Below are 13,553 nucleotides of genomic sequence, written 5' to 3'. Positions count from 1 at the left end.
AGCTAGCCCTCCTTTACAAGGAGTACAACTGCCTGTGCTTGTACACCTTCCGATTTTCCAACAAATCCTAAACCTTCTCCACGTGTTGCTTTCACACTAACACTATCCAAATCACATACAAGTGCTCTAGCAATGTTTTCTCGCATTGCCATAATATGTGGTGCCATCTTTGGCTTTTCAATCATAATAAGACTATCAACATTTCCAATCGTATAACCACGCTCGCGCATCATTACACCAACCTGCGCAAGAATCTTGATAGAATTGGCACCTTCCCATTTAGGGTCAGTATCTGGGAACCATTTTCCAAGATCACCTAACGCAAGTGCACCAAGGATAGCTTCCGCAACCACATGACATAACGCATCCGCATCACTATGGCCAACAAGACCCAAGTCTGATGGAATCTCCACACCACCCAAAATGAGTTTACGTCCTTCTGCGAGACGATGAATATCCGTTGATTGTCCTATTCTCATATAATCCCCCTTGTATCGGATTGTTCTTTACCAAAAATATTTTGCCTATATTAATCATAAGATGTTGCGGAATGAAATTAAAGGAAAAATCTGATAAACAGCCATATTTTATGCGATTATTCCTATGTTCATGAGGATTTCTATCCATTTCTTTAACAATCTAACTATAATAGAATTATGAAAATTCAGATTCCAGAATATATTCAAGTTCTTATCGATTTGTTAAATCAAAATCACTATAACGCCTATGTTGTCGGTGGCGCAATTCGCAATGCTTTACTAGGACTGCCGATTCATGACTATGATCTAACAACAGACGCAACCCCAGATGAAATGCTACAGGCATTCTCATCATATAGACTATTTAAGACGGGTATTCAGCACGGTACGATTACTGTACTTTCTAATGGACAACCTGTTGAAATCACAACATTCCGTAGTGAGAATACCTATGAAGACCATCGTCATCCATCCACAGTCTCATTCTCCAACAACATCGAAGAAGACTGTAAACGACGTGACTTTACGATTAACGCACTCTGTTATAACAAAAGCGAAGGCTTAATTGATTTCTTTGGTGGTATTGAAGATTTACAGCATAAAATTATACGTTGTATTGGTAATCCTCATGAACGCATTGACGAAGATGCCTTACGTATACTCCGTGCTTTACGCTTTGCAGGAAGACTCTCATTTACAATTGAGGAAAACACCGCAACTGCGATACATAAACAAAAACAATTACTACACTATATCTCAGAAGAACGCATTCATAATGAATGGGTTGGCATCCTAGAGACAAATGCCCTCTCTTCTATCCTTACAGAATATAGTGATATCATACAGGTATTTATTCCTGAATTAAAAGAATATATCATCCAGGACAGTTTAGCCTCAATCAATCAATCTCCGCTTAACGCAAATATCCGTATGGCAATTCTACTCAAAGATATTTCTAACGCAAAAGAAATCTTAGAACGCCTGAAATACTCAGGTGCAGAACAAACTGTCATCCTGAGTTGTATTCGAAATTCAGAATACAAACTTTCTTCAAAGATTGAACTAAAACAGTTCTTATCTACTCTCAATATCCCATTTAATACCTATCACCAATATCGCACAGCGATTGATCCTAATTATCAAAGAGAGAACATTCATGCATACTATCAAGAAGTACAGAACATGCATGAACCCTATCAATTAAAAAATCTTGCGATAAACGGAAATACCGTTAAAGAACTCGGCTATCAAGGAAAAGATATCAAAGATATCTTACAAAGATGCTTAAATGCAGTTATTGAGAACCCAGAAAATAATACAATTGAATATTTAATTAACATGATAAAACGCACCTCATAGTGCGTTTTATTTTTTTAAAATGATTTTTGATAGGCAATACGCTTATCCCCATTATCCAGGTATATTGTTCCGCATGCATGGTAACCTAGTTTGGTTAAAAATATACGCATTGGAATATTATCATGGTGTGTATCAATACGAATATCCTGTAGTTGATGTTCCCTCGCAATCTTTTCCGCAAACTCCATCATATAACAGGCAGCACCCTTACCCTTGTAGTCTTTACGAACCGCAATGCGATGTACAGCGACATAAGGATGATCATTCAACCATTGACCACCTTCTATATAATCATAACTTGGCTCGTGTCCAGCAACAATATATGCAGTACCAATGATATTCTCATCTTCCACAAGAACATAACCATTTCCTATTTTTATGTCCTGGGAAATAACGTCTTCACTTGGATAACCATCTTGCCATTGCGGGATTCCATTAGCACGCATACTTTCTTGCGCCTCATGAATCACACACATTATTTTTTCAATGTCTTCCATTCTACTTTTGCGAATTTTCATACTGCTCAACTACTGCTTCTAACTTTGAATTCACGTCTGCCCCAACAAGGTCAATACCATCGGCGCAATAATACCTTACATCATCAATCTTCCAGAACTCTTTGCATAAAGTTCGAACATATGAGATTGCACAATCATTTTTAGGCACATATCCACCAGCTGTCAATATAAGCACTAGTTTCTTTGCCTGACAAAGACTATAGTACTCTCCCGCTTTATTCAAATCAAAAGTTAACCCTTGTGTACAGACAAGTTCAAGATAATCATGCAGTACTGCAGGTAATCCAAAATTCCAAAACGGTGCCGCAATCACAATTTCATCAGCTTTAGCAAATTGCTTTGCATAACGATACATTTCATCTTGAAAATCATGGCTACGAGAATCCTTACAATACTTCTCTAAAGATGCTTTTTGAAGTGGTCGTATATTTTCTTCACCAAGATTCAATGTTTCCACAGTATCTGTAAGAGTTGATAAATACTTCTGTGCCAAGTCATGTGTTCTTGAATTTTCACGGAATGCCGCATTTACAAATAATATTGTCATACTATTTCCTTTCCCAAATGATAAAAGAAAGCAGGTCACCCTGCTTTATAGTTTCTTGAATTGTTCGATGTCCAATACAAAGATTGTCGCTCCACCGATTTGTACTTCAACCGGGAAGGATGCATATCTTCCAACGTCATATGATGCGGTAGATGGGACAATTTCTGTACGACGTTTTGCTTCTTCGCCGATGACTGCGATACATTTATCTACAAGCTCATCTTCCGTACCAACGATAATCGTTGTATTTCCAGCACGTAGGAATCCACCAGTCGTTGCTAAACGTGTCATATAGAAATTATTCTTCGTAAGTGCAGCAGAAACTGCAGATGCATCATCATTGGATACAATTGCCAAGATTAGTTTCATAAGAGCCTCCTATTGTTACCCCTATTTTATCATGATTCACTGTGAAAATGAGATGAATTATACATTGAAACGGAAGAAGACAACATCTCCATCCTTCATTAAGTACTCTTTACCCTCTAAGCGCATCTTACCATGTTCCTTAACAGATTGTTCTGTACGATATTCCATTAAGTCTTCATAGCTATAGATTTCCGCACGGATAAATCCCTTTTCAAAGTCTGTATGGATAACACCTGCACACTGAGGGGCTTTCATACCCTCGTGGAAAGTCCATGCGCGGCACTCTGGTTCACCGACCGTAAAGAATGTTCTTAGACCTAACAAGTGATAAGCAGCACGAATAATCTTATCCAAACCAGATTGCGCAATTCCTAGGTCCTGCATGAATGCAATCTTCTCTTCTTTATCAAGACTAGAAAGTTCTTCTTCCATCTTTGCACAGATAGCAATACATTCACTACCTTCATTTGCCGCAAATGCTTTTACCTTTTGGTAGTATGCATTACTTTCAGGATCACCGATTTCTTCATCACTCATATTCGCAACATAGATAACCGGCTTCGATGTAAGTAAACCATAGTTCTTTAAAACCTCGCGGTCAGAATCTTCTAAGTCACCTAGCCGTACTGGTGTTCCTGCCTCTAATAACTTTTCAAACTTCTGCAATGATGTATATTCAGCTACCGCATCTTTATCCTTGGATGTCTGTGCCTTTTTAGCAACCTTACTAATACGATTCTGGACTGTATCCAAATCACTTAAGCAAAGCTCTAAGTTAATTTCTTCAATATCACGAATTGGGTCAACAGAACCTTCTACATGCTCGATATTACTATCATCAAAACATCTTACAACGTGAACGATTGCGTCTGTCTCACGAATATTCGCTAAGAATTGGTTTCCTAAACCTTCACCCTTTGATGCACCTTTCACAAGACCTGCGATATCTGTAAATTCGAATGTTGTGTAGATTGTCTTCTTTGGATGGAAGAGTTCTACGAAGTCATCCATTCTCTTATCGGGAACTTCTACCACACCAACGTTTGGATTGATGGTTGCGAATGGATAGTTCTCCGCTAGGACCTGGCTGTTTGTAATTGCATTAAACAAAGTTGATTTACCAACATTTGGTAAGCCAACGATACCTGCTGTTAATGACATATATGAAATCCTCTTTTCTTTCCTCTTATTCCTGTGGTGCTTTTTCAATAATCTTCTTTAGCTTACGCTCAAATTCATGTCTTGGAAACATCACGACCGCACCACAACCTAAACACTTGATTTTAATATCCGCACCCATACGAATCACTTTCCAATACTTGGACTTCTTGCATGGATGTTCCTTTTTCATTTCAACTGTATCATTTAGATTAAAATCACTAATCATAGTCCCTGCCTCTTTTCATACGCAGTAATTGTATTTTGCAATAACATGCAAATAGTCATCGGACCAACACCCTTTGGTACAGGTGTAATCGCACCTGCCTTAGGAGCTACAGATTCAAAATCTACATCACCGCATAAATGACCATCAACACTATTTACACCAACATCGATGACATACGCACCTTCTTTAACATATTGAGCATCAATCATCTTTGGCTTACCCACTGCAACAATCAAGATATCTGCTAAGTTGGTAAGTTCTTTTAAGTTTGCTGTATGGGAGTGACAGATTGTGACTGTCGCATTGGCATTTTGTAATAGACGAGCAACTGGTGTTCCTACTAATTTAGAGCGACCAATCACCACCGCATGTTTACCCTTTGGATTACATCCCATACGCTTGAGAAGCTCCATAATACCAAGTGGTGTACATGGCACAAAGGATGGTTGATTCATAAAGAATCTTCCAAAATTCAATGGATGTAATCCATCCACATCCTTTTGTGGGTCAATACAAGCTATCGCCCTATCCTCATCAAACCCTTCAGGTAATGGTAGTTGAATCAAGATACCATCAACTGTATCATCACTCGTACAATCACAGATTGTCTTCTCTAGTTCCTCTTGAGAGATAGAAGAAGATAAACGAATGGTATTAGTTTTAATTCCAACTGCTGCACACGCCTTCTCTTTTCCACGTACATAAGACTCAGACGCTGGATTATCTCCTATAAGGATAACCGCAAGACATGGCGTTCTCATCCCCTTAGATACCCAAGACTCCACCTTTGAACGCATATTTTCTTTTAGTTCGGCAGATAATTCACTACCGTAGATAATTTTTGTCATTTTAAATCCTCCGAATCCAGCCATATTGTGATTGGTCCATCGTTGAGCAGTTCAACTTTCATATCTGCCGCAAAGATACCCTCTTCCACTTGTAGACCATAACGTCTTAATACTTTATTGAAGTACAGATACATCGCTTTGGCATGCTCAGGCTTTCCAGCCCCATCAAAACTTGGTCGATTACCCTTTTTGCAGTTTGCGAATAACGTAAACTGTGAAATAGATAAAATCGCACCTCCTACTTGTTGTAATGCTAGATTCATCTTTCCGTTTTCATCATCGAAAATACGCATTTTGGCAATCTTATCTGCCATTTTTTCTACAACTGCTTCCGTGTCATCATCCTTGATTCCAACCAACAATAGGAAACCCTGTTCAATTTTCCCATTTACTACGCCATCAATGGTAACACTGGCATGTTTTACTCTTTGAATTACTGTTCTCATATCGATAAAAATTATATCAGATATTGTAATAATGTTGCCGCATAATCACAAAAGAGCATATATTTTCTCTTATATGCTCCTATAAATAATCAAAATTTATCCACTTATACAGTTATTACTAAATTTTAGAAACTATGGTTTCGTCTTTCCCATTCCATAATTCGTATGTCATATCCGCAAAAGGAATATATTCTCTATCATGCGTAACACTAATAATTGTCTTTCCATCTTTTGATAGTTCTTTGAAATACGATAAAATCAACTGCGTATTTTCATGATCTACATTTGACGTAATTTCATCCAATAAATATATCTCTACATTTCTCAATAACGCTCTTGCGATACACAAACGCTGTTTCTGTCCAGTAGACATAATTTTACCTGCTTCATAAATATCAGTATCCAAAGCATCATCCAACGAGGAAACATAGTCTTTCATATTCACCGTTTTTAATACTTCCCAAATCATTTCATCTGTAATTGTATCGCTACTAACCGTTAAATTACTGCGAATACTACCTGGGAATAAAGAAGGTGATTGTGATAAATAAGCTACTTTACTTCTTAAATCATGATTATCAATATCCTTCAGTGATATATCATCAACCATGATTTTACCTTCATACTCTGTATAGAACTTTTCTATCAGTTTTAAAATTGTACTCTTTCCGACACCACTTTCACCCAATATAACAGTCCATTTATGCGCCTGTAATTCTAGTGTCAAATTTTTTAGGACAGGTGTATTTGTATATTGAAAATTCACTTTATGAAAATGAATTGCTTGTTCAAATGAAAATGGATGCTGATTTGTAGAGATATCAGAATCTAATTCAAATAATTCTTTTGTCTTTGTAAATTCACCTTCAAACTTTCCTTTTTCAACTTCTGTTGAGAATATTGTATGTAAATAGGAATACAACAACTCACAATAGCTTACAACAGAAATAATCGTTCCGACTGTAAGTTTTGTTGTATACATCATCAATAATGCAACGATACCAAATGATAGCCCGGTAAATAGAGAGGTCATAAAACCATTGATCCATACACCTGCTAAAGATTCCATCGACGCTACACTTCCCCAAACAGAAACAATTCCATCATTATTCTTTTTAATCTGATTGATATAAAATGTCTCAAGGTTGTTACTCTTGATATAGTCTATATTCTTAAACATGTCTGCTTTTAACTGATTGTTCTTTGCATTCTTTTCAAGAACGTTATTTACTAAACTCTCCAACTTGCTATGAATATATCTAACCGGAATAATACTAAGCGGTAAGAATAATATTTGGAATATTCCTATCACAGGGTGATAAGAACACAAAATTATAAAGATGATGATTGAAGATAGAATTGCACTATAGTAACTAGGAATATCTTTGATATAGAACAATAATAAGTTAGAGAGTTCTCGACCTGATTCCGTCAGTAACTCAATAGAATTATGCGTATCAAAAAAACGGAGTGGTTGATGAATAATCTTTTCCATCAGTTGAATTGCATACTCATTTCCTTTGTTTCTTGCAAATACAATCGTAAAGTAATTAAAAATTGATTTTACACATATATGCAATAGTGGTATTGACACAAATATTAGAATACTAATGATAATTGTATGCATGTTTTTCTGCGGAATGACTGTATCAATGATATATTGCATTAATCTTGGGGATACTAGACTAATGATTTCTGATAAAACACAAAAACCAAATGCAACTACTGCATATTTCAACGTGGATTTTTTTATGATCCTTTCTAGTTGTGACATGTCTACCTCTTATTATCTAATTCTTTCATTATCATTATTATATTTTATGTAAGATAATACAACCCAGAAAAAAACATCGCACTTCTTCGTACGATGTTATTCAATATAAGAATTTATTGCAGAATTGGCAATCGATAAGAGAATACTTGCGATAAACGCTGATGGAAATCCCGTAATATACGAACCCGGCGCAAAACTAAACGCTGTTGCGAGTACAACCGCATTGATGACCAATGAAAATAATCCAAAACTCAAGAATGTAACTGGTAAGAAGATTAACTTCATTAGCGGCTTCAGAGTCGCATTTAAAATCATTAGTACAAAAGCAATCGCAAATAACGCATTCGGTGTTGCGATGTATATAGATCTCATGAGGTAATCAATTACCCAAAGCGAAATTACATTCACGAGTAAAGCCGTTATAAATTTCTTCATTTTTTGCTCCTTTTCATCTGAAAATATAGAACGCCTAATGCAGCTACGAGTATCAGGATAATTACCGATACAACATCTAATATACGCATAACATAAGCTCCTTTACAATATGATTATTTTACCATACTTGTAAATATAGGAATACTAGTTATTCCTTAACATGAAGAAGTCGAACTGCGTTAATAACGCATAAAATTGCTACTCCTGTATCCGCAAAAATTGCCATCCACATATTCGCAATACCAAATGCACCCAATACTAATGCAAGCACTTTAATCGCAATTGCGAAGACAATATTTTGATTTGCAATACGTATAATTCTCTTTGCCTGCCGAATAGTTGTGTCAATCTTATTTAGATTATCATCCGTGATGATGACATCTGCTGCTTCAATTGCCGCATCACTACCAAGAGAACCCATCGCAAAACCAATATCTGCACTTCTCATCACCGGCACATCATTAACACCATCACCTACAAATGCGACCACGCCATCTTTCTTGACAGTATTCACGCATGTAATCTTATCTTCTGGTAAACAACCACCATATATAGAATCGATATCCAGTTCTTTACCTACTTCTTGACAGATTTCTTTCGCATCACCAGACACCATCATGCAAGCATGATTCTTGTTTAAGTCCCGTATTGCATTGGCTGCATTTTTCTTAACCGTATCATTCAATAAAATACAGCCTAAGAAGATACCATCCTCTGCTACATATACATAGGTTCCAGGTTCCATGTATTGTTTACAATCTACACCGTTTTCTGCCATCATTTTATAATTACCAACAAGAACATGATGGTTTTCTAAAGTAATAGAAATACCTCTTCCAGCAACTTCTTGCATATCAGAAATTTTTGTTTGATCTACTTCGTTTTGATATGCATACTGTATTGCTTTTGCGATTGGATGATTTGAATAACTTTCGGCATATGCTGCAAGTTTCATCAGCTTTGTGTCATCTAAGCTATCCAGTAACTGGCTTACCTCAAACTGTCCTGTTGTTAGAGTCCCTGTTTTATCGAAAACAATTGTACGAATCTCTGCAATCTTTTCAACGTAATTGGCTCCCTTTAACATGATGCCATGCATGGATAATCCACCAATACCAGTAAAGAAAGAAAGTGGAATAGAAATGACTAATGCACATGGACAAGAGATAACTAGGAATGTACAAGCACGATAAATACCCTCATTCATATCACCAGTTACTAAACTTACTACAATTGCCACAATCACTGCTAATGCGACCACGATAGGTGTGTAGTAATGAGAAAACTTTGTAATGAACTTTTCTTGTTTTGATTTTGTTTCATTATTCTCTTCAATAATACTCAGAATTCTAGATACTGTTGATTGTGCAAATTCCTTTGTTGTACGAATTAATAGTACACCACTTGTATTTACAACACCCGATATAACTTCATCATCCACATCCACATCACGTAAATTGGATTCTCCTGTTAGAGATGCAGTATCCAAAGAAGAACTTCCTGACACAACAATACCATCTAATGGAATACGTTCTCCTGGTTTCACTTGGATAATTTCACCAATCTGCACTTCTGTAGGATCAACTTTGATAAACTCTGTTCCGCTTTGTACAGATGCATAGTCTGGTCGAATATCCATCAAAGATGCGATAGATTTACGAGAATGATCTACTGCTAAATCTTGGAAGAACTCTCCAATCTGATAGAACAACATGACACCCGTTGCTTCTTTCCAATCACTCAGATACAATGCCGCAAAAGTCGCAATTGTCATTAAGAAATGCTCGTCTAATAAATTTCCTCGTCTTAGATTATTAAAGGCTTTGTAAATAACATCATATCCCAAAATAATATAAGCAACTAATGTTGAAATATTACTTGTAATCCCCGTCAGGATGAATGATAGTCCAAATAAGAATGCACCTAATACCAAGCGAATAATCATCATTTGTGTACTATGCTCTTCTTTCTTTTCAACCTTCTGCTCTGCATAATAACGCGAAAATTCAACGTCCGGCTCTTCTCTAGCGATCATTTCACGTAGTGCATTTTCGATACGTATATATTCACTTGTCGCAAACTGTACGCGTAAAATTGCATGCATGAAGTCAGCTTCCGCATGTTCTACGCCTTCAATTTCCATTGCCTTCTCTGCTATTTCATTTGCACAATCTGCACAATCAATATTCTTAATATTAAATTTAAAGAGATGTTTTGTCTCTTCACTGAGAGCGGTAATCACTGCATCAGGTTCATCATCATGAATAATATCAAAAACCTTCTGCTCAATCACAGAATGTTTTTCTTCATCACATGCAAAGTATAGTTTTTGTTGCAGAAAATGGATATCTGCACTTAGTACACCCTCTATTTTTCTGATTTCCTCTGCTAATTCTGCGGCACAATCTGCACAATCAATGCCTACAACACGATATTGATATTCCATCTTAACACCTCTTACACATATAACACTTGAACAGTTATTCAACTATTATGATATTACTTTTGGATATTTTGTCAAACTATGTTAGGAATGATATAATTTCATCGTTTTGGAGGTATACCCCAATGATTAAAGCAAACTATCATACGCATACAGCTCGTTGTGGTCATGCGATCGGTACAGATGAAGAGTATGTTCAAGCTGCGATTCAAGCAGGTCTAAAAACCCTTGGTTTCAGTGACCATGCTGCATATCCTACACCATGTCCTGGATTACGTATGAATATTGAACAAATTCCTGATTATTATCAATCTATTCGTTCTTTACAGGATAAATACGCATCTCAAATCGATATTCATCTAGGTATGGAAGTGGAGTATTATCCAAGCCAATGGGATACCATTCGTGAATATCGAAAGACATTAGATTATATTATTTTAGGACAACACAATCTAACTATTGATAAAGATAGTGTATATGAATTTGACAACAAAGACCAAGTTGGACGCTACGTAACATGCTTAGAGGAAGCTTGCCAACATTATATGTGTGATTATATTGCTCATCCGGATGTATTTCTCTGGAAATATCCTAGAATTGATGAGAGTGTACTAAGCGCTGCAGAGAAGATTGCAGACATATCACGCTACTATGACATTCCACTCGAACTAAACTGTGGTAGTGGTGTACGCACAGGTAAGAAGGAATATCTTGATGGAGAACGTTATGCCTATCCAACAAGAGAATTCTTTGAAATTTTTGCTAAAAAGAAATGTCCTATTATCATCGGCCTTGATATTCATAATCCACAACATTTCCTAACAGAAGAAAATCTAAATCGTGCTTTATCAGTTGTGGAAGGTCTTCCACTAAACTTTCTGACAGACTACGACTTAGTCTCAAAAGCAAAAGAACGTAAAAAACTGTTCTGGTAACATCTAAAAGCCTAACTGAAATTCATATCAGTTAGGCTTTTATCATAATTAGTAATTGCTAGTACTCCTAAATTTACTCTTAGAGTAAGTCAAAAAAGTAGTTGTAAACGCCACAATATTAAGAGACTCTTCTCACATAATCAAATCATTTATTGAGAAAAAACCTTCTCAAATTATGAATAAAATACTCATTTTCATTTAAATAACTAATTGCATTATACTCATCAAAGATGGTATGACAACTACTAACAGTACTGTACTTAACGTCACAATATTGGTTGCGTACTCAACGTCTCCACTTCCTTGATGTGCAAGAATCGGCATTACAGCAAGAGATGAAACTGCCGATTGCAACATGAATGTCTGTGCCTCTAAATTTGGTAAATTTGTGCCAATTGTCTTTAAGACTATCATCATTAATAAAGGTGCTATTAGAAAACGTCCACAAAGTGCATACACAGAATCTTTATCAAACTTCACACTTGCTAGTCCAGCTTTTGCTAGTACAATCCCAATATAAATGAGTGAAAGTGGTGTCACAATATTCCCAACATAAGTTAGTGTTTTTGTCATTACCTGTGGCACTGGAATCTTAGCAAGTAGGAATACGATTGCCACAAGGAATCCAATAAGTGGTGGTGGTAATAATTTTTTCCAGTCAAATGATACTGTTGTTTTAGATTGCACCTGACTATCTGTTGTCATCAAATAGATGCCCAACGTCCAAGTAGATATCGTATTAATGATGTAATAAACAAGAAAGTATTCTGTTGCCTTATCACCAAACAATGCAATGTTTAAAGGTAGACCAATGAAAATAGTATTTGCATTGACAAAAGTATTGATAAACGTGCCCCGTCTACCAGCTCTAATTTTCAAAGCCTTAACAAGTATATAGGCAATAATATATCCAAAGATTGTGGCTAGGGCCACATAAACCAATCCACTTGAAAGTTTAATGAGGCGATCTACTGTTAGATATTCCATTACCGAAACAAATATAGATGCTGGTAAAGCAATATTCATAATTAACTTTGAGATGTTATCACTAAAACTAATATCAAACCATTTTTTTATCTGTAGGATATATCCTAGCGAAATTAAAATAATGACAGGCAATATACTCTCTAAAGATTGTAGGAAGACCATAAAGATCACCTAGTATTTTGGATACCACTTTAAATCACGCACTGCCTTTGCCATATCTTGTTCTTTCGCACGTGCAAGACCTTGCTCCTGTGCCTTTTTAGCAACCGCCTCCGCAACCTTAATAGAAACATCTGCGACATACTTGAATGGTGGTAGTACAGGTGCACCAGGTTGAGATTGGTCGATGATACCACTTAAGGAGTGTGCTGCAGCACCAATCATTTCATCTGTTAAAAGACTAGCTTCCGATGCAAGCATACCAAGTCCAAGACCTGGATAAATCAATGCATTATTTGCCTGACCGATTACATAATCAACTCCCTTATAGGATACCGTATCCGCAGGAATGCCAGTTGCGACAAATGCTTTTCCATCTGACCAAGTGATAATATCTTCAGCACTGGCTTCTGCTAATACTGTTGGATTAGATAATGGGAAAATCATTGGGCGCTCTGTAATCTTGCACATTTCCTCAACAATTTCCTTTGTGAATGTATTTGGTTGAGTTGAGGTACCAACTAAGATTGTTGGTTTAACGGTCTTAACAACTTCTAATAAGTCCGTTAGCTTATCTGCGTTAGGATAGTCTGAACGCTTTTTGGCAAATGGTCTTTGTTGAGGTGTTAAATCATCCATATCATCAAAGAGCAGTCCTTGTTTATCAACCATGAAGAAACGCTTATATGCTTCTTCCTCAGGTACACCTTCTGCAACCATTTCACGTAGTACACGAGATGCGATACCGGCACCAGCAGTACCTCCTCCAAAGCAAAGATAAACCTGATCGGATAGCTTTCCGCCAGTAATTGCTAGTGAGCCGAAGATACCACCAAGTGTTACGATACCTGTACCTTGGATGTCATC

At 36.6% G+C, this 13,553-nt stretch carries 15 protein-coding genes; 2 read left to right on the top strand and 13 right to left on the bottom strand.

Annotated elements, in window-relative coordinates:
* Positions 1 to 2: 2 nt before the first annotated feature.
* Complete coding sequence (ispF, locus tag RWM19_RS03250; protein ID WP_313983637.1) at positions 3 to 479, bottom strand: 2-C-methyl-D-erythritol 2,4-cyclodiphosphate synthase; 477 nt, start codon at positions 477 to 479, stop codon at positions 3 to 5.
* 177 nt (positions 480 to 656) lie between these two features.
* Between ispF and RWM19_RS03245 the strand changes: the two genes are divergently transcribed.
* Complete coding sequence (locus RWM19_RS03245; protein WP_313983635.1) at positions 657 to 1,838, top strand: hypothetical protein; 1,182 nt, start codon at positions 657 to 659, stop codon at positions 1,836 to 1,838.
* 14 nt (positions 1,839 to 1,852) lie between these two features.
* Here the strand turns inward: RWM19_RS03245 and RWM19_RS03240 are convergent, their stop codons facing one another.
* From RWM19_RS03240 to RWM19_RS03195, 10 genes are all read right to left on the bottom strand, one after another.
* Complete coding sequence (locus RWM19_RS03240) at positions 1,853 to 2,356, bottom strand: GNAT family N-acetyltransferase (RefSeq protein WP_313983632.1); 504 nt, start codon at positions 2,354 to 2,356, stop codon at positions 1,853 to 1,855.
* A complete protein-coding gene (locus tag RWM19_RS03235; protein ID WP_313983629.1) occupies positions 2,337 to 2,903 on the bottom strand; it encodes an NAD(P)H-dependent oxidoreductase in 567 nt (188 codons plus the stop codon). The genes RWM19_RS03240 and RWM19_RS03235 overlap by 20 nt, the downstream gene beginning before the upstream one ends.
* Positions 2,904 to 2,948: 45 nt before the next feature.
* A complete protein-coding gene (locus RWM19_RS03230; RefSeq protein WP_006526699.1) occupies positions 2,949 to 3,272 on the bottom strand; it encodes a cyclic-di-AMP receptor in 324 nt (107 codons plus the stop codon).
* A 57-nt stretch (positions 3,273 to 3,329) separates the two neighbouring features.
* Complete coding sequence (gene ychF, locus RWM19_RS03225; protein WP_294023247.1) at positions 3,330 to 4,433, bottom strand: redox-regulated ATPase YchF; 1,104 nt, start codon at positions 4,431 to 4,433, stop codon at positions 3,330 to 3,332.
* A gap of 25 nt (positions 4,434 to 4,458) precedes the next feature.
* A complete protein-coding gene (locus tag RWM19_RS03220; protein ID WP_006526697.1) occupies positions 4,459 to 4,659 on the bottom strand; it encodes a DUF951 domain-containing protein in 201 nt (66 codons plus the stop codon).
* Entirely contained in the window at positions 4,656 to 5,507 is an 852-nt protein-coding gene (gene folD / locus RWM19_RS03215; RefSeq protein WP_313983617.1) for a bifunctional methylenetetrahydrofolate dehydrogenase/methenyltetrahydrofolate cyclohydrolase FolD, read from the bottom strand. The genes RWM19_RS03220 and folD overlap by 4 nt, the downstream gene beginning before the upstream one ends.
* A complete protein-coding gene (gene dtd, locus RWM19_RS03210; RefSeq protein ID WP_294023245.1) occupies positions 5,504 to 5,953 on the bottom strand; it encodes a D-aminoacyl-tRNA deacylase in 450 nt (149 codons plus the stop codon). The genes folD and dtd overlap by 4 nt, the downstream gene beginning before the upstream one ends.
* 118 nt (positions 5,954 to 6,071) lie before the next feature.
* Positions 6,072 to 7,727, bottom strand: a complete 1,656-nt coding sequence (locus RWM19_RS03205; protein ID WP_313983613.1) for an ABC transporter ATP-binding protein — start codon at positions 7,725 to 7,727, stop codon at positions 6,072 to 6,074.
* Positions 7,728 to 7,823: 96 nt separating this feature from the next.
* Positions 7,824 to 8,162, bottom strand: a complete 339-nt coding sequence (locus tag RWM19_RS03200; RefSeq protein ID WP_294023243.1) for a phage holin family protein — start codon at positions 8,160 to 8,162, stop codon at positions 7,824 to 7,826.
* A 148-nt stretch (positions 8,163 to 8,310) separates the two neighbouring features.
* Positions 8,311 to 10,608 carry a heavy metal translocating P-type ATPase gene (locus RWM19_RS03195; RefSeq protein ID WP_313983610.1) on the bottom strand — a complete coding sequence of 766 codons (2,298 nt, stop codon included), beginning with the start codon at positions 10,606 to 10,608 and terminating at the stop codon, positions 8,311 to 8,313.
* 122 nt (positions 10,609 to 10,730) lie between these two features.
* Here RWM19_RS03195 and RWM19_RS03190 point away from each other — a divergent pair, with 122 nt between their 5' ends.
* Positions 10,731 to 11,540, top strand: coding sequence for a histidinol-phosphatase (locus RWM19_RS03190; RefSeq protein WP_313983607.1), 810 nt, complete (start codon positions 10,731 to 10,733; stop codon positions 11,538 to 11,540).
* Between the two features lie 198 nt (positions 11,541 to 11,738).
* Here the strand turns inward: RWM19_RS03190 and RWM19_RS03185 are convergent, their stop codons facing one another.
* Both RWM19_RS03185 and maeA read right to left on the bottom strand, forming a co-directional pair.
* Positions 11,739 to 12,689, bottom strand: coding sequence for an AEC family transporter (locus RWM19_RS03185; RefSeq protein WP_313983604.1), 951 nt, complete (start codon positions 12,687 to 12,689; stop codon positions 11,739 to 11,741).
* Positions 12,690 to 12,698: 9 nt separating this feature from the next.
* A partial coding sequence (gene maeA, locus RWM19_RS03180) for an oxaloacetate-decarboxylating malate dehydrogenase (RefSeq protein ID WP_313983601.1) occupies positions 12,699 to 13,553 on the bottom strand: 855 nt, incomplete at its 5' end.

It is taken from the genome of uncultured Solobacterium sp. (assembly GCF_963517755.1).
Classification (GTDB): domain Bacteria; phylum Bacillota_I; class Bacilli_A; order Erysipelotrichales; family Erysipelotrichaceae; genus Bulleidia.
The sequence above is the reverse complement of the archived record's forward strand: the minus strand, read 5'-3'. Positions and strand labels throughout refer to the sequence as shown.